The sequence below is a fragment of the Thauera sp. WH-2 genome (assembly GCF_048321015.1).
Taxonomy (GTDB): domain Bacteria; phylum Pseudomonadota; class Gammaproteobacteria; order Burkholderiales; family Rhodocyclaceae; genus Thauera.
In genome coordinates this window covers 69,864-94,326 of sequence record NZ_JBLWFG010000001.1, presented here as the reverse complement: position 1 = coordinate 94,326, position 24,463 = coordinate 69,864, and the positions used below count along the sequence as shown (strand labels likewise).

Sequence of the window (24,463 nt, the reverse complement as noted above, 5' to 3'; positions counted from 1 at the left end):
CCGGTGCGCCCCCGATGATCAAGGTCTACCGCAAACCACCTCAAGCCTTCCCTACAGAAAGCGCCTTCTTCCGCCTGCCCGGCACCTTGCTGATGGTCCTGGACGAGGACTGGAACGTTCAGATGATGAGTGAGGCCTGGAACGATGTCCTCGGAATCGATCAGACGGCCCTGCGCTGGCGCCCATTTGCCGCACTCATCCACGACGCTGACCGCAACGGCGTCCGTGACCGCCTCTCGCAACTCGACGAGAACAAGACCACCCTGCGTTTCTCCTGCCGTTGCCGCCACGCCGATGGCCACTACGTCGGTCTCGCCTGGAGCGTCAATCTCGACCGCGAACACCGTCTCTACTATGTCTCCGCGCACGAAACCGGCGTGCGCCTGAGCACCGATGCGGGCGGCCTGCCGGAGGTGCTGATCGACGGCCTCACAGGGCTTCCCAACCGTGGGCTCTTCGTCGATCGCATCGGACACGCCATCCAGCGTGCCCGGCGGGACAACGACTCCCGGTTTGCAGTCATCCATTGCGGCATCGACCGCTTCAGCGTCATCAATCACAGCCTGGGCAACCGCATCGGCGATCTGCTGCTGGTCGAACTCGCGAACCTGCTGCGGCGCTCCACTCGTCCCACCGACATGGTGGCCCGGCTGGGTGGCGACGAGTTCGGCATCCTGCTGGAGGACATCCGCGACGAGACCTCGCCCATCCGCGTGATCAAGCGCCTGCAAGCGCAGTGCACGCTGCCCTTCGAGCTCCACGCGCAGGAGGTCGTCGCCAGCCTGTCGGCGGGCATGACCCTGTCCGCACCGGAGTATGAGGAGGCCGATGCAATGCTGCGCGACGCGGGCATGGCCCTCAAGCGCGCCAAGACGCAAGGAGGTGGCGCCCATGTGATCTTCGATCGCAAGCTGCATGAAGAGGCGTTCAACCGGCTGGATCTCGAACTCGATCTGCGACGCGCCTTGGAGCGCAACCAGATCGAGGTGTATTACCAGCCCATCGTACGGGTGAGAGACCGGCGGCTGGTGGGCTTCGAGGCCCTGGCACGCTGGAACCACCCCGAAAGAGGCCTCATCGCGCCGGCCCGCTTCATCCCGCTGGCCGAGGAAAGCGGCCTCATCGTACCGATCGGGCGCTGGATCCTGGAGCGCGCCTGTACCGACCTCAAGCGCTGGCAGACCGCGCATCCTCGCCGCCCGGCGCTGACCGTCAGCGTGAACCTTGCCGCGCGCCAGATTGCCTATCCCGACCTGCTCAAGGACATCCGCCAGAGTCTGCGCCAAAGCGGGCTCGCACCGCGCCATCTGAAGCTGGAGATCACCGAAAGCGCGATGATGGATGACGCCGAGCGTGCCATCGAACTCTTCGTTGCGCTCAAGCGTTCGCGCTTGAAGTTGTTGCTCGACGATTTCGGCACCGGGTATTCCTCGCTGTCCTACCTTCACCGACTGCCGATCGATGCGCTGAAGATCGACCGTTCCTTCATCGAGCACATCGACACCCGCCCCACCGATCGCAGCTTCGTCGAGACCATCCTCAGTCTTGCCCGGCAGCTCAACCTCGAGGTGATCTGCGAAGGCGTCGAGCGCGTCGAGCAGGAAACCCTCCTGCACGCGCTCGGCACAAGCCATGTCCAAGGCTTCATGTACTCGCGCCCGGTCACGGCCTCCCAGGCCGAGATGCTGATCCTTCAGGACCTCAAGCACCCTGGTCACTTTCTCCCGGAGAGTTGCCCGCCACAAACGGGCGCATCTCACCCAGGGTGCGCCGCCCCAGCCTGACACACGCGCACACCCGACAGATGCTCATCAACTGTACCGCCTACCAGCGCGGCCACAAGCTCGCCGACATCCCGGTCGAAGCCATCCGCGAAACCCTCCAGCAGGGCGACACCTTTGTCTGGGTCGCGCTCAAGGACGCCACGCCGGAAGAGCTTGCGCGGATGAAGGAAGAGTTCGGCCTGCACGAACTCGCCATCGAGGATGCAAACCACCGCCACCAGCGCCCCAAGGTCGAGGAGTACGACGACGAACTGTTCGCGGTCATGCATCTGATCGAGGAGAAGGAAGGCAAGCTCGAGGTCGGCGAGGTGCACGTCTTCGTCGGCGCCAACTACGTCCTTTCAGTGCGCAACAACCATGCGCGCGACTTCCTCGGCGTGCGGGCGCGCTGTGAGCGCGAGCCGAAGATGCTCGCCAAGGGCCCCGGCTACGTGCTTTACGCGCTGATGGACGCCGTGGTCGACGGCTATTTCCCGCTCATCGAAAGGCTCGAGACCGAGGTCGAGACACTGGAGGACCGGATCTTCACCAAGGGCGCGGCCCGCTCCAACATCCGGCGCCTGTACCGGCTCAAGCGCAAGGTCACGATGCTCAAGCATGCGGTGATGCCGCTGCTGGAAGCCGCCGGCAAGCTGCACAGCGGGCGCGTACCCGAAGTCTGCGCCAAGAGCCGGCACTATTTCCGCGACGTGTACGACCACCTCGCCCGCATCAACGCCTCGCTCGAAAGCATCCGCGAGACCATCGGCACCGCAATCCAGGTGAACCTGTCCATGGTCACGATCGACCAGACCGAGATCAGCAAGCGGCTCGCAGCCTGGGCCGGCATCTTCGCGGTCGCCACGGCCTTCGCCGGCATCTGGGGCATGAACTTCGCCCACATGCCCGAGCTTGAGTGGAGATACGGCTACCTGTTCGGCCTTGGCATCATCGCCAGCGCAAGCGCATTTCTCTGGTGGCGCTTCCGCAAGGCGAAGTGGCTGTAGAAAGACCGCAGCGCTGCACGCCGAGTTGCCTCCCTTGATGCGTGGGGCGCTTGCTCAACGCCGAGGCCATGCCCTGGGCTACACACCAACAAGTGCGCAAGTCGGACATTCTCGGCCTGGGGCAGTTCGTCATGCGCCCTGGCGCGCGGGGTACGAAACACTAGCCTGGCTGAGACACCGCCAGCTTGAGCCCGAAGCCGAGGAACACGACGCCGGCGAGCCGATCGAGCGCGGCAACTACGGCAGGCTTCTGCAGGAAGCGGACCGAGCGCCGTGCAAGTGCAATCAGCAGCACGAACCACAGCACCGACATCGCCACATGGATCGCCGCGAGCAGGAAGCTGAACCCAGCCATACCTGCCCCTGCCGGCACGAACTGAGGCAGCAGGGTCAGATAGAAGATGCCGACCTTGGGATTGAGCGCATTGGTCAGGAAACCCTTGGCGAAGGCCGAGCCCACGGTCTCACCGCTTGCCGCAAGCGCAGGCGCGTCGGCTCGCAAGCCCCGGCTCCGCAGCAGCAGCACGCCCTGCCACACGAGGTAGGCGGCACCGAGCAGCTTCACGATGGTGAACACCGTGTCCGACGCCGCCAGCAGCGCCCCCAGCCCGGTCGCCACGACCGCCCCCCAGAGCAGGCAGCCGGCCGCGATCCCGAGCGCTGCGCCCAATCCGCGCCGCGCACCGGCAGAAATCGACATGCGCAATACCAGCGCGGTGTCGATGCCGGGCGTCGCCGCCAGCACGAGGGCGGCAAGCGTGAAGGCGAAGAGGCTCTGTTCTACGGTCATGGCGAGCAGGAAATCCGCCGCGGAGTATAGCGCACGGCCACAGGCTCACCATTCGCCTGCGGCATGCAGCGCCCGGATCTCACCATGGCGGAAACAATCCACCACGTGGTCATTGACCATGCCCACCGCCTGCATGAAAGCGTAGCAAACGGTCGGCCCGACGAAGCGAAAGCCCATCCGCTTGAGCTCGCGGCTCATGGCTTTCGATTCGGCCGTCTCGGCCGGCACGTCGGCGATCGTCTCCCGCGCACCATCCTGTGGCGCGCCATCAACGAAGCGCCAAAGAAGCGCATCGAGCGAACCGAAACGCTCACGCGCCGCGAGCGTTGCCCGTGCATTGGCAATCGCCGCCTCGACCTTCAGCCGGTTGCGCACGATCCCCGGGTCGGCAAGCAGCCGCGCCACATCCTCTTCCGTGTAGCGTGCGACGCGTTCGGCGTCAAAATCGTCGAACACCCGGCGATAGTGGGCCCGCTTCTTCAGGATCGTGATCCAGCTCAACCCCGCCTGCGCCCCTTCGAGCACCAGCATCTCGAACAGGTGGCGGTCATCGTGATTGGGCACGCCCCACTCGGCGTCGTGATAAGCCACGTACAGGGGGTCGGTGCCACACCAGGCGCAGCGTTGGGACATGGTAGATCTCTCCGGAAACGAAGCGAGGCGATCCTGTGGGGCGCTCAGCCCCCGCGCTGCGCCGATGCATGCAGCAGGCGATCGAGGCGGTTCGCGAAGCTCTGCCGGTCGGCCATGCTGAACGGCGGGGGGCCGCCGGTATCGACCCCGGTGCTGCGCAGGGTGTCCATGAAGTTGCGCAGGTCGAGCAGCTCGCGGATGTTCTCCTTGCCATACAGCTCGCCCTTGGGCGACAGGGCGTGGGCATCGCGGGCGACGACGTCGGCAGCGAGCGGGATGTCGGACGTGATCACCAGGTCGCCAGCCTGCACGTGGGCGGCGATGTACTTGTCGGCCTCATCGAAGCCGCCGGGCACCTGAATCATACGGACCTGGGGCAAGGCGGGTACGCGCAGGTACTGGTTGGCGACCAGAGTGAGCGCACCTCCGGTGCGCTCGGCGGCCCTGAACAGGATGTCCTTGATGACGGCGGGACAGGCGTCGGCGTCTACCCAGATATGCACGGCATTCCCTTCATGATCGACTGGCAGGCTGCTCCGCTCCGGCACAGCCCCGGGAGGGCGGCCACTCGCCCCAATGAGGGCTGAACTTTATCCCAAAGGCACATACCTCGCATCCGGCCCGCCAGCGCCCACCCACCTGGACACCCTCGCGCGCGCGTCGAGGCGCCGCCAAATCCGCGTCAAATCCGCAACGACATCGCCCATCGCGGGCGCTACAATTGCAGGCTTTCCAGGCCGCAATCCGGAGCCCTCAGCAATGCCGCTCACCCAGACCGAAAACCTCAACGTCCTCGCGTTCGACCACATGCCCTCGCCCGACGAGATCAAGGCGCACGTGCCGCTCACCGAGCCCGCGGCCGCTTCGGTCGTGGCCGGGCGGCGGGCGGTCATGGACATCCTCGACCGCAAGGATCCGCGGGTGTTCGTGGTGGTCGGCCCGTGCTCGATCCATGATCCCGAGGCGGGCCTCGACTACGCGCGCCGGCTGAAGAAGCTGGCCGACGAGGTTTCGGACGTGCTGCTGCTGGTGATGCGCGTGTACTTCGAGAAGCCGCGTACCTCCACCGGCTGGAAGGGCTTCATCAACGATCCGTTCATGGACGACTCCTTCCGCATCGACGTGGGCATGGAGCGCGCACGCAGGTTTCTGCTCGACGTGTGCGAGATCGGCCTGCCCACCGCCACCGAGGCGCTCGACCCGATCGCACCGCAGTATTACGGCGACCTGATCTCGTGGACCGCGATCGGCGCGCGAACCTCGGAATCGCAGACCCACCGCGAGATGGCTTCGGGCCTGTCGACGCCGGTCGGATTCAAGAACGCCACCGATGGCGACCTCGAGGTGGCGATCAACGCGATCCTCTCGGCGGGCAGCCCGCACAGTTTCCTCGGCATCAACGGCATGGGACAGTCGGCGATCACCCGCACCCGCGGCAACCGGTACGGCCACGCCGTGTTGCGTGGCGGTGGCGGCCGCCCCAACTACGACACCGTGTCGATCTCGCTCGCCGAGCAAGCGCTGGCCAAGGCCAAGCTGCCAAAGAACATCGTGGTCGACTGCTCGCACGCCAACTCGTGGAAGAAACCGGAGTTCCAGCCGCTGGTGATGAAAGACGTGATGCACCAGATCCGCGAAGGCAACCAATCCGTGGTCGGGCTGATGATCGAGAGCAACCTCGAGGCGGGCAACCAGCCCATCCCGGCTGATCTATCGCAGCTCAAGTACGGTTGCTCGGTCACGGACGCCTGCGTGGGCTGGGAAACCACCGAAGAGATGATCCGCAACGCCGCGGCCGTACTGCGCGACGTGCTGCCCCGCGCGGAGCGACACGCATGAACCTGGTCGTGCTGGCCGGCGACGTCGACAGCGCCGCGCTGAAGAACATCGCCAAGCTCACCGAGGCACGCGAGGTCGAGCAGATCACCACGCGCTCCTTCCGCCTCGTGGGCGCAAAGCCCCACGAGGGGTTGGTGGCCGCATGCGCCGAGGGCGGACTGGACCACGTGTGGCTGCCCGAAGGTCGCAAGCTAAGCGATTTCGGCCTCTTCGTCACCGACATGGACTCGACCCTGATCAACATCGAGTGCATCGACGAGATCGCCGACATGCAGGGTCTCAAGCACGAGGTTGCGACGATCACCGAGGCCGCAATGCAGGGCGAGATCGATTTCCGCGAATCACTCACCCGCCGCGTGGCGCTGCTCGCCGGGCTGCCGGAGACGGCGCTGGCCGAGGTGTTCGATCACCGTCTGCAGCTGAACGCGGGCGCCGAGCGCCTGCTGCAGGGCTTGCAGCGCGCCGGCATCCGCACCGTACTGGTTTCGGGCGGATTCACCTACTTCACCGAGCGCCTGAAGGCGCGGCTGGGCTTCGATCACGCCTATGCCAACGAGCTTGAGATCATCGACGGCAAGCTCACCGGCAAGGTCGTTGGCGACATCATCGATGGCGAGGCCAAGGCGGCCCATCTGGAGCGCGTACGCGACGAGCTCGGGCTCAAACCCGAGCAGGTGATCGCAGCGGGCGACGGAGCCAACGACATCCCCATGCTGCGTGCAGCGGGCTTCGGCGTCGCCTTCCGCGCCAAACCCGTGCTGCGTGACGTGGCGCACTGCTGCCTGGATCACACCGGGCTCGACGGCATCCTCGACATTTTCGGCGGCTGACGCTCGCGCGCGACGGGCGTTTCGTGGGCAGCGCAATCCGCCTCAGCGCGCACCCTGCCTCAGCCCCCCCTGCCTCAGTGCCCCTCCTCCATCAAGCGCCCGGCCTGCATGCGCAGCATGCGCCCGCAGCGGCGCGCGAGCGATTCGTCGTGGGTGACGAGGATCAGCGTGGTCCCCGCCTCGCGGTTGAGGCTGAACATGAGTTCGATGATCGACTTGCCGGTCTCCGCATCGAGGTTGCCGGTGGGTTCGTCGGCCAGCAGCACGCGCGGATTGGGTGCAAAGGCGCGCGCCAGGGCGACGCGCTGCTGCTCACCACCGGAAAGGTGCTTCGGATAGTGGCGAAGCCGGCTGCCCAGGCCCACCCGCTCGAGCCACTGCGTGGCCACCGTGCGTGCCGCATCCGCACCGGCCAGCTCCAGCGGCAGCATCACGTTCTCCAGCGCGGTCAGCGCCGGCAGTAGCTGAAAGGACTGAAACACGAAGCCGATCGCCTCGCCGCGCAACGCGGCGCGCGCATCCTCGTCGAGCGCGAACAGGTCCTGCCCCTGCAAGCGCACCGTGCCGCGGGCGGGAACATCCAGCCCGGCGAGCAATCCCAGCAGCGTCGACTTACCCGAACCGGAGGCGCCCACGATGGCGACCGACTCGCCCGCGGACACCGCAAACCGGATGTCCTGCAGAATATGCAGGTCGCCCTGGCCATCGGCCAGCCTCACCTGTTTGCTCAGGCCATCGACCTCGATGACCGGACTGGAGTGCTCAATGCCGCTGCGATTCATCGCTACCTTCGTGTTCATGTTCTTCTTCGCCGCCACCGTTCAGGCGGCGACCATCCTCGTGTGGGGCGACAGCCTGTCGGCCGGCTACGGACTGGAAAGGGGCCAGGAGTGGCCAGCCCTGTTGCAGACGCGCCTGGCCGAGAAAGGTTTCAATCATCAGGTCGCCAACGGCAGCGTCTCGGGCGAGACCTCCTCCGGCGGCCGCTCGCGCCTGCCCGCCGCACTTGCCGAGCACGCCCCCAACATCCTGATCCTCGAACTCGGCGCCAACGACGGACTGCGCGGCCTCCAGCCGCAAGTGCTGGAGGACAACCTGCGCGCGATGATCACCGAGGCACGCGAGGCCGGCGCCCGTGTGCTGCTCGTCGGCATGCAGATGCCCCCCAACTACGGCCCCTTCTATACCCGCCGCTTTGCTGCCGTCTACCAGAACCTGGCCAAAAAAGAGGACGTACCCTTCGTTCCCTTCCTGATGGACGGCTTCGCCGACCGCCCGGAGCTGTTCCTGGCCGACGGCATCCACCCCACGGCCGAGGCGCAGACGCTGATCCTGGACACCGTCTGGGCAGGATTGCAGCCGATGCTCTCTAGCCCCCACGCGAAAGCCCGCTGAAGTTGCCGCGCGGGAGGCCTCCAAGGCACATCGGCCGCGAGGCTACCTTCAGCGGACCACTACCCGCGCCACGCCCGCCTGCATCTCGCCGATCACCACCCCCGGCTCGCCCTGCGCTTCCACGATTGCGGCCTGCACCGCCTCGACCGCCCCGGGCGCGCACGCGATCAGCAGTCCGCCCGAGGTCTGCGGGTCGGTGATCAGCTTGCGCTGCCATTCCGGCGCATCCGCGGCCAGTTCGACCCCCGTGCCGTAGCTCGCCCAGTTGCGCGTCGACGCGCCGGTGGCCACGCCCGCCATGACCAGCGCACGCGCCTCGTCGATCACTGGCAGCGCATCGAATCGCACCACGCCCGTCAGGGAAGCGCCGCGGCACATCTCGAGCAAATGACCGGCCAGTCCGAAGCCGGTGACGTCGGTCACCGCATGCACGCCATCGATGTCCGCGAGCTTGCCGCCGGCGCGGTTCAGCGTCGTCGTCCAGCGCACCATCTGCGCGTAGCCCTCAGCGGACAGCATGCCCTTCTTCAGGCCACCGGACAGGATGCCGATGCCAAGCGGCTTGGAGAGGATCAGCACGTCGCCCGGCTTCGCCCCCGCATTGGTACGCACCCGCTCGGGGTCGACAACACCCAGCGCCACGAGCCCGTAGATCGGCTCCAGCACATCGATCGAGTGCCCGCCCGCGAGCGGGATGCCCGCGTCGCGGCACACGTCCGCGCCCCCCCTCAGGATCTCGCCGATCACCTCCGCCGGCAGCTTGTCCAGCGGCATGCCGACGATCGCGAGCGCGAGGATGGGGGTCGCGCCCATCGCGTAGACGTCGGAAAGCGCGTTGGTGGCGGCGATGCGGCCGAAATCGCGCGGATCATCGACGATGGGGGTGAAGAAGTCGGTGGTGGCGACGATGGCCTGGCGCTCGTTGAGCTTGTACACCGCGGCGTCGTCGGCGGTATCGGTGCCCACGAGCAGCTCGGGCGGCACCAGCCCGGCCGGCATGCTGGCGAGCAGTTCGGAGAGCACGGCGGGCGCGATTTTGCAGCCACAGCCGCCGCCATGGGAGAATTCGGTCAGTTTGATCTGATTCATGTTCTGAAAAGGAGAAAGCGGCTGACTGCGCGCAAGGCGCCCGCAGCCGCGTGAGCATCATGCAGAAAGGCGTGGCGACCGTAGCACAGCTGTCCGGGTTTGACGAGATCATCGATGCGCGCACGCCTGCGGAGTTCGCAGAGGATCACATTCCCGGCGCAATCAACCTGCCCGTGCTCGATGACGCGCAGCGCATCGTGGTGGGCACGATGTACAAGCAGCAGTCCGCCTTCGACGCGCGCCGCCTTGGCGGCGCGCTGGTGGCGGCAAACATCTCGCGCCACATGCTGGAGAAGCTCCAGCACAAGCCGAAGAACTGGCGCCCGTTGATCTACTGCTGGCGCGGCGGCCAGCGCAGCGGCTCATTCACCACCTGGCTGCGCATGGTGGGCTGGGATGCATGCCAGCTCGAGGGCGGCTACAAGTCCTTCCGCCACCACGTCATCGCCGAGATCGAGCGCATCACCCAGCAGCTCGACCTGCGCATCGTCAGCGGCCCCACCGGCAGCGCCAAGACGCGCATCCTCGAGGCGCTCGCCGCCGAAGGCGCACAGGTGCTTGACCTCGAAGACCTGGCCGCGCACAAGGGCTCGGTGCTCGGCGCCCTGCCCGACCGCCCGCAGCCTGCGCAAAAGCGCTTCGAAACCCTGCTGTGGGACAGGATGCGCCGGCTCGACCCGGCACAGCCGGTGTTCGTGGAAGCCGAGAGCCGCAAGATCGGCCTTGTCTTCGTGCCCGAGCCACTGATCCTGGCCATGCGTCGCGCACCGTGCATCCTGGTCGACGCCACGCGCGAGGCGAGGCTCGCGTTCCTGGTCCGTGACTACGCCTACCTCGGTGACGATGTCGCCGCGCTGCAGGACAAACTGCACCGGCTGCGCGAACACCAGAGCCGCGAAACCCTGGAGCGCTGGAAGGCGCTCGCCGCAACCCACGCGCTGCCCGAACTCTTCGGCGAACTCATCGACCTGCACTACGACCCGCTCTACAACCGCTCGCAGCACACAAACTACGCCGGCTACGCCGACGCCCTGCGGGTGCAGAGTGCCGATCTCGGTGATGGAGGCATCCGCGAAATCGCACAACGCATCCTGGCGCAGCACGCCGCACCGCCCACCTCTCCGGACGCAGGCTGAAACTGCGCGCCGGGAGCACGGCAACTGCGCAGACTCACGGCAGCGCGGGCAGCCTGTATCCCTCTCCGCCACCACCTGCGTGCACCGCGCACAGACGCTGCACCACGGCGGGCCGTGGACGGGCAACCTCTCCCTGTTCGAAGGCGACCACGGTCCATGCCTCATCCAAGCGCTGCAGCAGCTCTCCCGGTCGCAGCAGGAAATCCGGATTGGAGGGCTTGCCGAAGCGCTCATTGCCGCGCATGAAGGTCTCGTACAGCAACACGCCGCCCGGGCGCACCGATGCGAGGAGCGCCTCAAAATGCGGCCGGAAGAGGTAGTTGCTCACCAGCACGACATCGAACGACTCCCCATCCAGCGGCCAGGCCTTGGCCTCCAGGTCCAGAACCCGGGTTTCCACGCCCTCGAGTCCCTGCAGGTGCGACAGTGCCTCGACATCCCGGTCCACCGCCACCACCTTCAGGCGGTTCGCGGCACACCAGCGCGTGTGGCGGCCCGATCCGCAGGCCAGGTCCAGCACCCGCCCTCCGGGGGGCAGCAAGGGCGTGAAGCGGACGACCCATGGCGATGGCTCACCGGTCGGGAGATGCGCGTCGTGGCTCGAAATCGGAGAAGGCGCCGGGTGCATGGATTCGCTCGGTTCGGGTTGAAGGCCGAGGCCATTCTAGCGCCGCAGCAACCCGGTTGGCGCGGCACGGGACAGCCTCCATGTGCTTCCGCGTGCGTGCTTCTACGGCCTGCGAATTCGCACGTACTGTCGTAAAGTGCACAAAAAGCGACAGGTGGCCGTCCCGCGATTGTGCACTGCAGTATAATCAGATCGCGTCCAGTCCCCCCGCGCCTTCTCCGCCGGATGAGATGACAGACATGTTGCAAATCGCATATCCAACCCTGCACACCATGACCAGGCTCCCATCATGAAAGACAAGCACTATCTGACTCCGCTGCTGGAACCGCGCTCGGTCGGCATCATCGGCGCGAGCGAACGTGAGGCGTCTTTGGGCAATGTCCTGATGCGCAACATGCTCGAGGCCGGCTACAAGGGCAAGCTGTTCGCCATCAACCCCAAGCACGAGAAGGTGCACGGGGTAGTCTGCTACAAATCCGTCGAGGACGTGCCGCAACGCCTCGACCTGGTGGTGATTGCCGTGCGCGCCGAGAAGGCACCCGCGATCATGGACGCGTGCGGACGCGCCGGCGTAAAGGCCGCGATCATCCTGTCCTCGGGCTTTTCCGAGGCCGGGCCGCGCGGCGCGCTGATGGAGCGCCAGGTCATCGAAGCCGCGCACCGCCATCGCATCCGCCTGCTCGGCCCCAACTGTCTGGGGATCATGCGTCCGCAGCTGGGCGTCAACGCCACCTTCGCCCATGCCAGCGCGCTCAAGGGCAGCATCGGCCTGATCTCGCAATCGGGCGCGCTGTGCGCGGCCATCCTCGACTGGGCCAAGCCGAACAATGTGGGCTTCTCCTCGGTCGTGTCGCTCGGCTCTTCGTCGGACATCGACTTCGGCGAAGTGCTCGAGTACATGATCTCGGACCCGCGCACCGAGAGCATCTTCCTCTACGTCGAAGGTATCCGCGACGCACGCCGCTTCATGAGCGCCCTGCGCGGCGCGGCGCGCGTCAAGCCCGTGCTGCTGATCAAGGCCGGCCGTCATCCCGACGCCTCGCGCGCAATCCTGTCGCACAGCGGCGCACCCATGGGGGACGACGCGGTGTTCGACGCCGCGCTGCGCCGCGCCGGCGTCATACGCCTGTACAACATGGGCCAGCTCTTCGCCGCGGCAAACGCGCTGTTCTCGCACTTCCGCCCGCGCGGCAACCGCCTCGCCATCATCACCAACGGTGGCGGGCCGGGCGTCATGGCGGCCGACCGCGCTGCCGACATCGGCATCCCGCTCGCCAACCTGTCCGAAGGCACAGTCGAGAAACTCAACGCCGCCCTGCCCACGGGCTGGTCGCATGGCAACCCGGTGGACATCCTCGGCGACGCCGACCCAGAGCGCTATCGCAAGGCGCTCAAGGCCGTACTCGAAGGCCCCAACGTTGACGGCGTGCTGGTGATGCTGACGCCGCAGGCGATGAGCAATCCGGCAGGGGTGGCCGATGTCGTCATCGAACTCGAGAAGACGGCGGACAAGCCGGTCGTGACCTGCTGGATGGGCGAGGAACTCGTCACCGAAGCGCGGCAGAAGTTCAGCGCCGGTGGCATTCCGCACTTCCGCACGCCGGAGCCGGCGGTCGAGCTGTTCAGCCACATCTCGGCCTACTACCAGAACCAGAAGCTGCTGATGCAGACGCCGTCTTCACTTTCGCACCTGCCCTCGCCCTCCATCGAGAGCGCGCGTCTGGTCATCGAGATGGCGCTGTCCGAACGGCGCAAGAAGCTCAACGAGATGGAGTCGAAGGCCCTGCTCGCCGCCTTCCGCATCCCGATCGCACAGACCGTGGTCGCACGCTCGGCCGCCGAAGCCATGGTGCTCTCGGCCGAAATCGGCCTTCCGGTGGTGATGAAAATCGACTCGCCGAGCATCGTGCACAAGTCCGACGTGGGTGGCGTTCGGCTGAACATCCGCAGCCTGGCCGCGGTGCGTTCGACCTATCAGGAGATCATCGACGAGGTCAAGCGCGTGCAGCCGGACGCAGTGATCAACGGCATCGCGATCGAGCCGATGATCCAGAAGCGCAACGGGCGCGAGCTGGTGGTGGCGGTCAAGCGCGACCCGGTGTTCGGCCCCGCGATCAGCTTCGGCGAGGGCGGCAACCTCGCGGACGAGAACCGCGACATCGCCGTGGCACTGCCCCCGCTCAACAGCTTCCTCGTCAAGGACATGATCCGCTCCACGCGTATCGCGACCCGCCTGGGCGAATACCGCAACATGCCCGCGGTGGACATGGGCGCACTGGAACTGGTGCTGCTGCGCATCTCGGAGATGGTGTGCGAACTGCCGTGGATCACCGAGATGGAGATCAACCCGCTGATCGTGGACGAGAACGGCGTGGTCGCGGTCGATGGCAGCATCACGGTGGAGAACGTCTCGCCCACCGCGGACCGCTACGACCACATGGCGATCCACCCTTACCCGTCGCACCTGATCAGCACCTGGACGGTGCCGGACGGCACCACGGTGACGATCCGCCCGATCAAGCCCGAAGACGCCGAGCTCGAGGTCGACTTCGTGCGTACGCTGTCGGCCGAGACCAAGTACTACCGCTTCATGAACACCATGCGCGAGCTGCCGCCCGCCATGGTCGCGCGCCTGACCCAGATCGACTACGACCGCGAGATGGCCTTCGTCGCCACGCTCGCGGTCGACGGCATGGAAAAGGAGATCGGCGTGTGCCGCTACGCGGTCAATCCGGACGGCGAATCCTGCGAGTTTGCGGTCGTGGTGGCCGATGACTGGCAGCACCGCGGCCTCGCCCGCAAGCTGATGGGCGTGCTGATCGAGACCGCGCGCAGCCGCGGCATCCAGTACATGAACGGGGTCTTCCTCGCCAACAACGAGCGCATGCTGAAATTCGTGCAGAAGCTCGGCTTCGTGCTCAGCAGCGACCCGGAAGACAGCTCGGTCAAGCTGGGCGTGCTGGCGCTGCAGGACTGAGCGATGGCTGCAACGATCGAGCGCATCGAGTTTCACGGCCAGCCTGCGCTGCGCTTGTCGACCGCCGCGGGCGCACGCGCGGTGGTGGCGTTGCAGGGTGCGCAGGTGCTGTCCTGGACGCCGCCCGGCGGGGAAGAGCGTCTGTACCTGAGCCCGCGAGCCTTGTTCGACGGGCACAGCGCGATCCGGGGCGGCATTCCGGTCTGTTTTCCGCAGTTCGCCGACCTTGGCGCCCTGCCCGCCCACGGCTTCGCACGCAACCGGGCGTGGACGCTCGTCACCGAGCGCTGCGGGGAGGACTTCGCCCTCATCGGGCTGCAGCTCGCCGATGATGCCGACACGCGCGCGCAGTGGCCGCATGCCTTTCGTGCGGAGCTCTCGATCCTGATCGAGGACAGCCGGCTGGATCTCGAGCTCGAGATCGGCAACACCAGCGATCAGCCTTTCGAATTCACCGCGGCGCTGCATACCTATCTTGCCGTGCGCGAGGTCGAGGAGTCGCGCATCGAAGGTCTGCACGGCTTCTCCTACCGCGACAAGACCGACGCCAACCGCGTCCGACGCGACTCCGGCGACGCGGTGCTGATCGAGGCCGAGACCGACCGCGTCTATCAAGACGTCACCCGCCCGGTGCTGCTGCGTGAATACGATCGCAGCCTGGGCATCAACGCCGACGGTTTCCCCGACGTGGTGGTATGGAACCCCTGGGTCGAGCGCAGCGCGGCCCTCGCCGACCTGCCCAACGACGGTTTCCGTCGCATGCTGTGCATCGAGGCTGCCGCTGCGCGCGAACCGATACGCTTGGCGGCAGGCGGGACCTGGTGGGGCCGGCAGACCCTGGTCGCGCTCTGAGGCTGCCCTGCAGGCGCACCCGCCTGTGAGGGCGTGACTCCGAAAAAGGTCCGCCGGCCTCCGTTTTCGCGGGCAAGCCCGCTCCGGTGGTGATTTTTCCACCCTGCAGCCGGGCTTCGGACCAGGCATCGTGCTGCCGGCGGGTTGATCCTGGCCGGTAGCCTGTTGCACTATCCCGCCCTTCCCTTTTGCGCTTCACCGCCTCCGCCCCATGCTCCCCCCGATCGAACACCGCATCGCCGACGAGCTCGGCGTCTCGCCGCGCCAGGTCATCGCCGCCGTCCAGCTCATCGACGATGGCGCAACCGTACCCTTCATCGCCCGCTACCGTAAGGAAGTCACCGGCGGCCTGGACGACACCCAGTTGCGCACGCTGGAGGAACGCCTCGGCTACCTGCGCGAACTCGAGGACCGCCGCGCCACAGTGCTGGCCTCGATCGCGGAACAGGGCAAGCTCACCGCCGAACTGCGTGCAGAGGTCGAGCACGCCGACACCAAGCAGCGCCTCGAAGACCTCTACCTGCCCTACAAGCCCAAGCGCCGCACCAAGGCACAGATCGCACGCGAAGCGGGGATCGGCCCACTGGCCGAGGCCCTGCTCACCGACCCGACGCTGACACCCGAGCACGAGGCGGAGAAGTACCTCAATGCCGACGCGGGCTTCGCCGACACCAAGGCAGTGCTCGACGGCGCACGTCAGATCCTCATGGAACACTTCGCCGAGGACGCCACCCTGCTCGGCGAACTGCGCAGCTATCTGCACGAGCACGGCCAAGTCCGCTCGAGCGTGATCGAGGGCAAGGAGAACGAAGGCGCCAAGTTCCGCGACTGGTTCGACTTTGCCGAGCCGATCGCCACCATGCCCTCGCACCGCGCGCTGGCACTACTGCGCGGCCGCAACGAGGGCGTGCTGCGCCTCGCGCTGGATGTGGACCGCCCGGACCCCGAGGCGCCTCACCCCTGCGAAGGCCGCATCGCGGTACGCTTCGGCATCCGCAACCAGGGCCGCCCGGCCGACCGCTGGCTTGCCGAAACCGCGCGCTGGGCGTGGAGCGTGAAGATCTCCATCCACCTCGAGCTCGAGCTGATGAGTGAGCTGCGCGAACGCGCGGAGGAAGAGGCGATCCGCGTCTTCGCGCGCAACCTGAAGGACCTGCTGCTCGCCGCGCCCGCTGGCACGCGCGCCACCCTCGGCCTCGACCCGGGCATCCGCACCGGCGTGAAGGTCGCGGTGGTGGATGCCACCGGCAAGCTGGTCGACACCGCGACCGTGTATCCCTTCGAGCCACGCCGCGACCGCGAATCCTCGATCGCCACCATCGCCGCGCTGGCGAAGAAGCATGCGGTCGAACTGCTCGCCATCGGCAACGGCACCGCCTCGCGCGAGACCGACGCCCTGGCGGCGGAGCTGATGCAGCGCTACCCCGAACTCAAGCTCACCAAGGTCATGGTGTCGGAGGCCGGCGCCTCGGTGTACTCGGCGTCCGAGCTGGCGGCGAAGGAGTTCCCGGACGTGGACGTGAGCCTGCGAGGCGCGGTGTCGATCGCCCGCCGCCTGCAGGATCCACTGGCGGAGCTGGTCAAGATCGACCCCAAGTCGATCGGTGTCGGCCAGTACCAGCACGACGTCAACCAGGGCCGCCTGGCGAAGAGTCTGGATGCGGTCGTGGAAGACTGCGTGAACGCAGTCGGGGTGGACGTGAACACCGCTTCGGCGCCGCTGCTCGCGCGCATCTCGGGGCTTAACGCCACGCTCGCCGGCAACATCGTCGAGTACCGCAACACCAAAGGTCCGTTCCGCAGCCGCAGCGCGCTCAAGGACGTGCCCCGCCTCGGCCCCAAGACCTTCGAGCAGGCCGCCGGCTTCCTGCGCATCCCCAGCGGCGACAACCCGCTCGACGCTTCCTCAGTCCACCCGGAGGCCTACCCGGTGGTCGAGCGCATCCTCGCCAAGGTGCAGAAGAGCGTGCGCGAGCTGATGGGCAACGGCAGCTTCCTCAAGAGCCTGCGGCCCGGGGAGTTCACCGACGAGCGCTTCGGCCTGCCCACGGTGCAGGACATCCTCGCCGAGTTGGAGAAACCCGGCCGCGACCCGCGCCCCGAGTTCCGCACCGCGAGCTTCCGCGAGGGCGTGGAGACGCTCAAGGATCTGGAGCCCGGCATGCTGCTCGAAGGCGTGGTCACCAACGTGACCAACTTCGGCGCCTTCGTCGACATCGGCGTGCATCAGGACGGCCTGGTGCACATCTCCGCACTGTCGAACACCTTCGTCAAGGACCCGCACAGCGTGGTCAAGGCCGGCCAGGTGGTGAAGGTGAAGGTGCTGGAGGTGGACATCCCGCGCCACCGCATCGCGCTCACCATGCGCCTGGGCGACGAGGCCGCACCAAAGCGCGGCGAATCCGGCGCCCGACGCGACGAACGCGCGCCGCGGCGCGCGGAAGGCAGCCAGCAGCCGCGTGGCGAGCAGCACCCGCGCGGCAACGACAATCGCCGTCCGCCCGCGCAGGGCAAGGGCGGCGCACGGCAGGAAGCCTCCCGCCCCGCGGCCGGCAACGCGCTGGCCGAGGCCTTCGCCCGGGCCCGCGGGGGGAAGTGAGCGCACCGATCGAGCGCAACGGTGCGTGGGCAAGCCCGCTCCCGCAGCCTGGCGCCCATCGCCGGCAGAATCGCTCCCCTGTGCGTGGGAGCCCGGCTTCTGCGCGAATCGACCAACAAACGGACGCCTTCATGAACCCGATCATCCACGGCATCAAGAACTGCGACACCATGAAGAAGACTTTCGCCTGGTTCGAAGGGGCCGGTGTCGCCTACGATTTTCATGACTACAAGAAGGCCGGCATCGACACCGCCACGCTCGCGCGCTGGTGCGACAAACTCGGCTGGGAAGTGCTGATCAACAAACGCGGCACGACTTGGCGCAAACTCGCTCCCGAGCAGCAGCGCATCACCAATCCCGAGGGTGCAATCGCCCTCATGCAGGCACAACCCAGCCTGATCCGCCGACCGGTCGTCGAATTTGCAAGCGGCGAGTTGGTCGTCGGCCTCGATGCCGCAGCATTCGAACGCCTGAGCGCACGCTGAACCCCGCCTCGCACACTGGACCCTCATCGATGAGCGAAACGCTTCCCAAGAGCTACATCCAGCGCTTCCTGCTGGAAGACCTCGACATCCGCGGCGCCGTGGTGCGCCTGACCGACGTCTGGCAGGCCATGCAAGCCGGGCGCGACTACCCCCCGGCGGTCGCACACCTGCTCGGCGAGATGAGTGCGGTCTCCGCCGTGATCGCCGGCAACCTCAAGCAGCCTGGCCGACTCACCTTCCAGATCAGCGGCCACGGACCGGTGCGCCTGCTCGTGATCGACTGCGCCGAAACGCTCAACCTGCGCGGATACGCCAAGGCGGAGTCGGCCCCGGCCGAAGGCACCCTGGCCGAGCTCGTCGGCGACGGCCGTCTGCAACTCTCGCTCGACATCGAAGCGATGGATCAGCCCTACCAAAGCCTGGTCCCGCTGGAAGGCGACAGCATCGGCGCAGTCTTCGAGCACTACCTCGCCCAGTCCGAACAGCAGCCGGCAGGCCTGTGGCTGGCCTGCAGCCCCAACGCCGCAGTCGCGCTTTTCGTGCAGAAGCTGCCGGGCGCCGACCTCAAGGATCTGGACGGCTGGTCCCGTATTCAGCAGCTCGCAAACACCATACGCGACGACGAACTGCTCGGCCTGGACGCCGCCGAGATCCTGCGCCGCCTGTTCGCGGAAGAAAACGTTCGCCTCTTCGACGCCCGCCCGGTCACGCACGACTGGCCTGCCGACCCGGACAAAGTCACGGCCATGCTGCGCGCGCTGGGCGAGGACGAGGTCCGAGCGATCCTCGACGAACATGGCGAAGTGGTGGTCCATGACGACCTCTCGAACCACACCTACCGTTTCGACGCAGACGACGTCGACGCCCTGTTTCGCCCGCCCACGCTGCACTGAGCCCCCATTGCCTCGCCCCACCACCCGCACGATCTCACCCCATCCGTGAAATCCGCCACTGCAATGATCGGGCGTACAACCTAGCATCCGCCGGACGATCCGGCTCTGTGTCCAGGCGCTCGCGCAAGACCGCCACGCAGGCCCAAGAACACAAGGGTTAGCGTAATGACAGGTAACACGGCCTTGCGAAACACCATCGCGCACCCCGACGGGGGTGCCGACGGTGAGACGCTCGCCCGCATGTATCGCACTGCCGTCCTATCGTCGGCGAGCGCGATCATGATCTCCGACTCGACCGCCGGGGACCGGCCGATCATCTTCACCAACCCCGCGTTCACCCGCATCACGGGCTACAGCACGGCAGAGGTTGTCGGCCGCAACGCCCGTTTCCTGGTCGCCCACGACCCCGACCAGCCCGCCCTCACCCAGCTGCGCGACGCCTTGCGCCGGGGGCAGACCGCCGCGGTGCTGCTGCGCTTCCAGCGCAAGGATGGCGGGCTGTTCTGGGCTGACCTGAACATCGCTCCGGTCCACGACGACACGGGGACGGTCAGCCACTTCGTCAGCATCCTGACCGACGTCACCGACCGGGTCGAACAGTCCGAACAGCTGAGCTACCTCGCCACCCACGACCGCCTGACCGGGCTGGCCAACCGTTCGCTGCTCATCGACCGGCTTTCGCAGACCATGGCTCGCTCGGCCCGGCAGGACCTGCATGCAGCGGTGGTGTTGATCGACATCGACCGCTTCAAGCTCATCAACGACGAACTCGGCAACTTCGCCGGCAACAAGCTGCTGATCGAGTTCGGTCAGCGCCTGCGCGAATGCGTGCGCGAGGGCGATACCGTTGCGCGCCTGGGCGATGACGAGTTCGCCATCGTGCTGGACGGACTGCGTCCGGGTGACGACCCGACCCGTCCGACCCACGCCGTACTGCGCGCACTCGCAAAGCCCTTCCGGGTCAATCAGGTCGAGTATTTCCTCACCGCCAGCATCGGGGTAGCCGTGCACCCGCACGACGGCGTGACCCCGGACGACCTGATGCGCAACGCGCACCTCGCCATGCACCGCATCAAGCGCAACGGCGGCAACGGGTTCTGCTGCTTTTCCCCCGATTCCGACCGCCGCTCGCACCAGTTGCTCGCACAGGAGAACGAACTCCACCATGCGCTGCGGCGCGAACAGTTCGTCCTCCACTACCAGCCGAAGCTGAATCTGCACGATGGAAGCATCTGCGGTGTGGAGGCCCTGGTGCGCTGGCAACACCCCGAGCGCGGGCTGGTGCCGCCGGGCGAGTTCATTCCCCTGGCCGAAACCCTCGGCCTCGTGCAGCCCATGGGTGAATGGGTGTTGAACGAAGCCTGCCGCCAGGCGCGCGAATGGATGGACGCCGGATTGCCGCCGATCCGCGTCGCGATCAACGTCTCCGCCCACCAACTCCGGACAACCGGGCTGGCCGATGCGGTCGCCGCGGCGCTGGCGCGGCACGCACTGCCGGCCAGTTGGCTCGAGCTCGAGCTCACCGAGTCGGCGGTCATGGACGATATCGACCGTGCAAGCGCCATTCTCGAGCAGATCAGCGCGCTGGGTGTTTCACTAGCACTGGACGACTTCGGCACCGGGCACGCGAGCCTGAGCTATCTGCGCCGCCTGCCGTTCAACACTTTGAAGATCGACCGCAGCTTCATACAGAACCTGGTGAACGATCCGGGCGATGCCTCGCTCTCGCTCGCGATCATCGCCATGGCGCACAGCCTGGGGCTGCGCGCCATCGCTGAGGGCGTGGAGACAGAAGCCCAGCGCGACTACCTGCGCAAGCATCTGTGCGACGAGATCCAAGGCTATCTGGTCAGCCGCCCCCTGCCCGCCGCGCAGGCCAGGCAATACCTTTGCGATGCCGCCGCACTGTCAGAGTCCGCCCCGGACGACGGCGAACACCGCCCCACCCTGCTGCTGCTCGACGACGAGCAGGAAATCCTCAATGCCCTGAATCGCGTGCTCCGCCGCAGCGGCTACCGCATCCTGACGACAACCGAGCCGGACGAGGCCTTTGCGCTGCTCGCGCGCAATCCGGTGGGCGTGCTGATCGCCGACCAGCGCATGCCGCGCATGACCGGGGTTGAGTTCCTGCAGCGCGTACGCAAGCTCTACCCGAATATCGTGCGCATGGTGCTGTCGGGCTACGCCGATATCGACTCCGTGACCGGCGCGATCAACCGTGGCGAAGTGTTCCGCTACCTGACCAAACCGTGGGATCCCGAAGATCTGCGCCAGGAGGTGCGCATGGCCTTCGAGCGTTTCAACGACCACCTCCCCTCGCCGCACCTTTCCTGAGGATCTGCGCATGCCCGCCCGCGTCATTGAATGGAGTGAACATTTCGAAACGGGGGTAGCCAGCGTGGATGCCCAGCACCGGCGCCTGATCGAGCTTGCCAACGAGCTCGGCGATGCGATCGTGGAGAAGAACGAGTCCCGCTGCGACCACTTCTGCGCGGAGCTCGGTCGCTACGCCCTCGAGCACTTCGCCAACGAGGAGGAGTGCATGACGCGGGCGGGCGTGACGCCGAGCGCCGTCGCACATCATCACGCACGTCACGCCAGCTTCGGCACCGACCTCGATCGCATCCGGCGCGCCGCCCTGCCCAACCGGGAGAAGCTCAAGGCCATCCATCGCTTCACGCTGTCATGGCTCACCTACCACATCCTGCAGGAGGACAAGCCACTGCTTTCGGGTAATAGGGATGCAGCGAGCGCCAATGCATCCTCCGACCCTGACCAGTCCGGCTTCATGGTCCGCACCCTGCTCGATACCATCCACAACCTCTACGACTCGCTCTGCGCGACCAACCAGGGGCTGGAAGAGCAGGTGCAGCGACGCACCCAGGAGCTGGCACAGGCAAACGCGCGCCTCCAGGAAGAGAAGCGCGCGCTCGAAGCTGCCCTGCACGACCTGAGAGATGCGCAGGCGCGGCTCATGCACAGCGAAAGGATGGCCGCAACCGGCCAGCTTGCGGCGGGCGTCGCACACGAGATCAACAACCCGGCCGGCTTCGTGCGCTCGAACCTGAGTACCCTGCGTGACTACGCCTGCGATCTGCTGGAGATCATCGACGCCTACACCAAGGCCGAGCCGCTCCTCGCTCAGGCGCGCGAGACACAGGCGGCGCTGCGCAAGCTATGCGCCGACCGCGACCTGTCCTTCATCCGCGAAGACATGGCCACGCTGCTCGACGAGTCCGACGACGGGCTGCAGCGCATCACCCGCATCGTGCGCAATCTGCTCGACTACGCCCGCCCGGGCAGCCAGGGCCGGCTTACGGTGGACATCCACGACGAGATCGACAGCACGCTCGGGCTGGTCGGGCACATCGTCCTCGAAAAGGCGGAAGTGCGCCGCGAATATGGCATCGTCCCGCCCCTGGTGTGCAGCCCGTCCGAACTCAATCAGGTGTTCACCCACGTACTGGTCAACGCCGCACAAGCCATCCAGACACACGGACTCATCACCGTACGCACCGGTACCCGTGGGCCATGGGCCTGGATCGAGATCGGAGACAACGGTGTCGGCATGGCGAGCGAAGACCTGGAGCGCGTGTTCGAACCCTTCTTCACCACCAAACCCGTCGGCAAGGGCACCGGCCTGGGCATGAGTGTGTCGTGGAGCGTCGTGCGCGACCACGGCGGCCAGATCCTCGTCGACAGCCAGCCCGGCGCCGGCACCCGGGTCTGCATCGAACTACCCCTGGAGTCTGCCGAAACGGATTCCACCACACCGGCACATCCCCGGGAGCCGCAAGATGTCCACCCTTACTCGTCCTGAGCAAACCGCCCCACCTGCAGTGGAGACACGCCGCCGCACCCTGCTCCTGGTCGATGACGAGGAGAACATCCTCGCGGCACTGAAGCGCGCGCTGCGTCGCGACCGCTACGACATCCTCACGGCGAACTCCGATGCCATCAACGAAGGCGCGATCTACAAGTTCCTGACCAAGCCCTGGGACGATGAGCAACTGCGTACGAACATCGCCGAGGCCTTCAAGCTGAGGGAACTGGCCCAGGAGAACCATCGCCTCACCGAAGCACTGCGGGTCTCGAATGCAGAGTTGGCTGCTGCGAACGCACGCCTGGAAGCCTTGCTTACCACCAAGGAGCATGAACTGGTGATTGACAATGCCGCGCTTGATGTCGCCCGAGAAGTGCTGCACGCAGTTCCCGCGGGTATCTTCGGCGTCGACACCGAAGGCATGATCGTGTTCGTGAACGCACATGCCGAGCGCTTGCTGTCTGCCAACCAACCCCTGCTCTGCAGCATTGCCGCCGAGGCGCTACCTGCCCCCCTGCAACCGCTCATGCGGGGCACCGATCCCGCCTCCACAAGGCTGACGCTGGATGGCGGCGCGTTTCGTGCCGACTGCCGCGCCATGGGCAGCACCGCATCGCCTTTGCGCTGCACTTTGGGGCCGAGCCATGAATGCGCCCCTGCCCCCACTCGACACCGACAGCCTGCGCGCAGCCGCAGCCCGCCTGCCCGCCCTGCCCAGCGTGGCGGTGGAACTGATCACCTCGCTCGATGCGGAGGAGGCGGACGCCGAGTCACTGGCCGAGATCATCTCGCGCGACCAGACCCTGGTCGCGCGCCTGCTGCGCATCGCCAACTCCTCCTTCTATGGCATGCCGGGCCGGATCCACTCGATCCGCGATGCGATCATGCTGATCGGCCTGCGCGGCGTGCGCTCGCTGGCCATCGCCGCCAGCCTGTCGGGCGCGCAGCCAAGGGAATGCCCCGGGCTCTCATTGCAGCACTTCTGGCGCCATTCCACCGCAACCGCCATCGCTGCCCAGGAACTGGCACGGCGCAACCAGCTTCCCGCCGATCTGGCCTTCCTCGCCAGCCTGCTCCACGACATCGGCAAGATCGGGCTCCCCGACACCCTGCTCGCGCGCTCGGTGACCGACATGAACGGCGAGGATACGCACCTCTATCGGAAGCACCCTGTAACGGGTGAGCAGGCACTGATGGCGCTGGAAGACCTGCACGGCGCGGCGAAGCTGGTGCGCGGGCATCATGAACGCTTCGACGGCAAGGGCTTTCCCGACGGCCTTCTCGGCGAGTTCATCCCGATCGGCGCGCGCATCCTGTCGGTCGCCAACGATTTCGACAGCCTGCAGATCGGCACCATCGCCCCGCGCCGCATGAGCGCAGAGGCCGCGACCCGGCTCATCGTCGACTACAGCGGCAAGCGCTACGACCCGGACGTGGTGGAGGCCTTCCTGGCCGTCACCAGCGCCGTGGAAGCGCCTGCAAGCAACACTGAAGAGCGCGCGCTCAACGTGGACATGCTCGAGCCGGGCATGGTGCTGACGCGCGACCTGATGTCCAGGCAAGGCTATCTGATGCTGGCCGCGGACTTCACGCTCACACGCGGCATCATCCGCCAGATCGCCGACTATGCCGAGGCCGAGAACCTGCCCCAACTGCAGGTCTTCGTGCGCATTCCGAGGTAACCCCATGCCCCGACGCATCAGCCCGCAGGAGCTCGAACTGCG

The 24,463-nt window shown here is 66.7% G+C and carries 20 protein-coding genes; 14 read left to right on the top strand and 6 right to left on the bottom strand.

Annotation, left to right across the window (positions count from 1 at the left end; all coding sequences use genetic code 11):
- Positions 1-14: 14 nt before the first annotated feature.
- Positions 15-1,784 carry a putative bifunctional diguanylate cyclase/phosphodiesterase gene (locus tag ACNKW1_RS00510; RefSeq protein WP_418362656.1) on the top strand — a complete coding sequence of 590 codons (1,770 nt, stop codon included), beginning with the start codon at positions 15-17 and terminating at the stop codon, positions 1,782-1,784.
- A 20-nt stretch (positions 1,785-1,804) separates the two neighbouring features.
- A complete protein-coding gene (corA, locus tag ACNKW1_RS00505) occupies positions 1,805-2,770 on the top strand; it encodes a magnesium/cobalt transporter CorA (RefSeq protein WP_418362655.1) in 966 nt (321 codons plus the stop codon).
- A 160-nt stretch (positions 2,771-2,930) separates the two neighbouring features.
- Here corA and ACNKW1_RS00500 read toward each other — a convergent pair whose 3' ends face one another.
- From ACNKW1_RS00500 to ACNKW1_RS00490, 3 genes are read right to left on the bottom strand one after another with little or no spacing between them, the layout of a single operon-like run.
- Positions 2,931-3,560, bottom strand: coding sequence for a LysE family translocator (locus ACNKW1_RS00500; protein WP_418362654.1), 630 nt, complete (start codon positions 3,558-3,560; stop codon positions 2,931-2,933).
- Between the two features lie 45 nt (positions 3,561-3,605).
- Positions 3,606-4,193 carry a DNA-3-methyladenine glycosylase I gene (locus tag ACNKW1_RS00495; protein ID WP_418362653.1) on the bottom strand — a complete coding sequence of 196 codons (588 nt, stop codon included), beginning with the start codon at positions 4,191-4,193 and terminating at the stop codon, positions 3,606-3,608.
- Between the two features lie 44 nt (positions 4,194-4,237).
- The gene (locus ACNKW1_RS00490) at positions 4,238-4,696 is read right to left on the bottom strand and encodes a YaiI/YqxD family protein (RefSeq protein ID WP_418362652.1); all 459 of its coding nucleotides are present in this window, start codon (positions 4,694-4,696) and stop codon (positions 4,238-4,240) included.
- Positions 4,697-4,952: 256 nt separating this feature from the next.
- On the opposite strand from ACNKW1_RS00490, the gene ACNKW1_RS00485 reads away from it, so the two are divergent.
- Complete coding sequence (locus tag ACNKW1_RS00485) at positions 4,953-6,032, top strand: 3-deoxy-7-phosphoheptulonate synthase (RefSeq protein WP_418362651.1); 1,080 nt, start codon at positions 4,953-4,955, stop codon at positions 6,030-6,032.
- On the top strand, positions 6,029-6,862 hold the full coding sequence (gene serB / locus ACNKW1_RS00480; protein ID WP_418362650.1) for a phosphoserine phosphatase SerB: 834 nt from the start codon (positions 6,029-6,031) through the stop codon (positions 6,860-6,862). The genes ACNKW1_RS00485 and serB overlap by 4 nt, the downstream gene beginning before the upstream one ends.
- 74 nt (positions 6,863-6,936) lie before the next feature.
- Here the strand turns inward: serB and ACNKW1_RS00475 are convergent, their stop codons facing one another.
- Positions 6,937-7,644 (bottom strand): ABC transporter ATP-binding protein, encoded by a 708-nt coding sequence (locus ACNKW1_RS00475; protein WP_418363339.1) that lies wholly within the window; start codon positions 7,642-7,644, stop codon positions 6,937-6,939.
- On the opposite strand from ACNKW1_RS00475, the gene ACNKW1_RS00470 reads away from it, so the two are divergent.
- Positions 7,628-8,257: an arylesterase gene (locus ACNKW1_RS00470; RefSeq protein WP_418362649.1), complete on the top strand. Its 630-nt coding sequence runs from the start codon at positions 7,628-7,630 to the stop codon at positions 8,255-8,257. The two genes, ACNKW1_RS00475 and ACNKW1_RS00470, sit on opposite strands and share 17 nt — an antisense overlap.
- A gap of 48 nt (positions 8,258-8,305) precedes the next feature.
- Here ACNKW1_RS00470 and selD read toward each other — a convergent pair whose 3' ends face one another.
- Positions 8,306-9,346, bottom strand: coding sequence for a selenide, water dikinase SelD (gene selD / locus ACNKW1_RS00465; RefSeq protein WP_418362648.1), 1,041 nt, complete (start codon positions 9,344-9,346; stop codon positions 8,306-8,308).
- Positions 9,347-9,405: 59 nt separating this feature from the next.
- Between selD and mnmH the strand changes: the two genes are divergently transcribed.
- Positions 9,406-10,482 (top strand): tRNA 2-selenouridine(34) synthase MnmH, encoded by a 1,077-nt coding sequence (gene mnmH, locus ACNKW1_RS00460; protein ID WP_418363338.1) that lies wholly within the window; start codon positions 9,406-9,408, stop codon positions 10,480-10,482.
- 34 nt (positions 10,483-10,516) lie between these two features.
- Here mnmH and ACNKW1_RS00455 read toward each other — a convergent pair whose 3' ends face one another.
- Positions 10,517-11,110, bottom strand: a complete 594-nt coding sequence (locus tag ACNKW1_RS00455) for a class I SAM-dependent methyltransferase (protein ID WP_418362647.1) — start codon at positions 11,108-11,110, stop codon at positions 10,517-10,519.
- A gap of 289 nt (positions 11,111-11,399) precedes the next feature.
- Between ACNKW1_RS00455 and ACNKW1_RS00450 the strand changes: the two genes are divergently transcribed.
- The 8 genes from ACNKW1_RS00450 (at position 11,400) to ACNKW1_RS00415 (ending at position 24,421) form a co-directional block, all read left to right on the top strand.
- A complete protein-coding gene (locus tag ACNKW1_RS00450; protein ID WP_418362646.1) occupies positions 11,400-14,087 on the top strand; it encodes a GNAT family N-acetyltransferase in 2,688 nt (895 codons plus the stop codon).
- Positions 14,088-14,090: 3 nt separating this feature from the next.
- The gene (locus tag ACNKW1_RS00445) at positions 14,091-14,939 is read left to right on the top strand and encodes a D-hexose-6-phosphate mutarotase (RefSeq protein WP_418362645.1); all 849 of its coding nucleotides are present in this window, start codon (positions 14,091-14,093) and stop codon (positions 14,937-14,939) included.
- Positions 14,940-15,150: 211 nt separating this feature from the next.
- Complete coding sequence (locus ACNKW1_RS00440) at positions 15,151-17,538, top strand: Tex family protein (RefSeq protein WP_418362644.1); 2,388 nt, start codon at positions 15,151-15,153, stop codon at positions 17,536-17,538.
- A gap of 131 nt (positions 17,539-17,669) precedes the next feature.
- Positions 17,670-18,023, top strand: a complete 354-nt coding sequence (locus tag ACNKW1_RS00435) for an arsenate reductase (RefSeq protein WP_418362643.1) — start codon at positions 17,670-17,672, stop codon at positions 18,021-18,023.
- Positions 18,024-18,052: 29 nt separating this feature from the next.
- The gene (locus ACNKW1_RS00430; RefSeq protein WP_418362642.1) at positions 18,053-18,916 is read left to right on the top strand and encodes an Hsp33 family molecular chaperone HslO; all 864 of its coding nucleotides are present in this window, start codon (positions 18,053-18,055) and stop codon (positions 18,914-18,916) included.
- Between the two features lie 183 nt (positions 18,917-19,099).
- Entirely contained in the window at positions 19,100-21,250 is a 2,151-nt protein-coding gene (locus tag ACNKW1_RS00425; protein ID WP_418362641.1) for an EAL domain-containing protein, read from the top strand.
- A 10-nt stretch (positions 21,251-21,260) separates the two neighbouring features.
- The gene (locus tag ACNKW1_RS00420; protein WP_418362640.1) at positions 21,261-22,736 is read left to right on the top strand and encodes a hemerythrin domain-containing protein; all 1,476 of its coding nucleotides are present in this window, start codon (positions 21,261-21,263) and stop codon (positions 22,734-22,736) included.
- A 647-nt stretch (positions 22,737-23,383) separates the two neighbouring features.
- Positions 23,384-24,421, top strand: coding sequence for an HDOD domain-containing protein (locus ACNKW1_RS00415; protein WP_418362639.1), 1,038 nt, complete (start codon positions 23,384-23,386; stop codon positions 24,419-24,421).
- Positions 24,422-24,463: the final 42 nt, after the last annotated feature.

Bases quoted from the DNA above. Each gene is read 5' to 3' on its own strand.
- ACNKW1_RS00510 (WP_418362656.1), top strand. From the start codon at position 15: ATGATCAAGGTCTACCGCAAACCACCTCAAGCCTTCCCTACAGAAAGC.
- corA (WP_418362655.1), top strand. From the start codon at position 1,805: ATGCTCATCAACTGTACCGCCTACCAGCGCGGCCACAAGCTCGCCGAC.
- ACNKW1_RS00500 (WP_418362654.1), bottom strand. From the start codon at position 3,560: ATGACCGTAGAACAGAGCCTCTTCGCCTTCACGCTTGCCGCCCTCGTG.
- ACNKW1_RS00495 (WP_418362653.1), bottom strand. From the start codon at position 4,193: ATGTCCCAACGCTGCGCCTGGTGTGGCACCGACCCCCTGTACGTGGCT.
- ACNKW1_RS00485 (WP_418362651.1), top strand. From the start codon at position 4,953: ATGCCGCTCACCCAGACCGAAAACCTCAACGTCCTCGCGTTCGACCAC.
- serB (WP_418362650.1), top strand. From the start codon at position 6,029: ATGAACCTGGTCGTGCTGGCCGGCGACGTCGACAGCGCCGCGCTGAAG.
- ACNKW1_RS00470 (WP_418362649.1), top strand. From the start codon at position 7,628: ATGCCGCTGCGATTCATCGCTACCTTCGTGTTCATGTTCTTCTTCGCC.
- ACNKW1_RS00475 (WP_418363339.1), bottom strand. From the start codon at position 7,644: ATGAATCGCAGCGGCATTGAGCACTCCAGTCCGGTCATCGAGGTCGAT.
- selD (WP_418362648.1), bottom strand. From the start codon at position 9,346: ATGAATCAGATCAAACTGACCGAATTCTCCCATGGCGGCGGCTGTGGC.
- mnmH (WP_418363338.1), top strand. From the start codon at position 9,406: ATGCAGAAAGGCGTGGCGACCGTAGCACAGCTGTCCGGGTTTGACGAG.
- ACNKW1_RS00455 (WP_418362647.1), bottom strand. From the start codon at position 11,110: ATGCACCCGGCGCCTTCTCCGATTTCGAGCCACGACGCGCATCTCCCG.
- ACNKW1_RS00450 (WP_418362646.1), top strand. From the start codon at position 11,400: ATGAAAGACAAGCACTATCTGACTCCGCTGCTGGAACCGCGCTCGGTC.
- ACNKW1_RS00445 (WP_418362645.1), top strand. From the start codon at position 14,091: ATGGCTGCAACGATCGAGCGCATCGAGTTTCACGGCCAGCCTGCGCTG.
- ACNKW1_RS00440 (WP_418362644.1), top strand. From the start codon at position 15,151: ATGCTCCCCCCGATCGAACACCGCATCGCCGACGAGCTCGGCGTCTCG.
- ACNKW1_RS00435 (WP_418362643.1), top strand. From the start codon at position 17,670: ATGAACCCGATCATCCACGGCATCAAGAACTGCGACACCATGAAGAAG.
- ACNKW1_RS00430 (WP_418362642.1), top strand. From the start codon at position 18,053: ATGAGCGAAACGCTTCCCAAGAGCTACATCCAGCGCTTCCTGCTGGAA.
- ACNKW1_RS00420 (WP_418362640.1), top strand. From the start codon at position 21,261: ATGCCCGCCCGCGTCATTGAATGGAGTGAACATTTCGAAACGGGGGTA.
- ACNKW1_RS00415 (WP_418362639.1), top strand. From the start codon at position 23,384: ATGAATGCGCCCCTGCCCCCACTCGACACCGACAGCCTGCGCGCAGCC.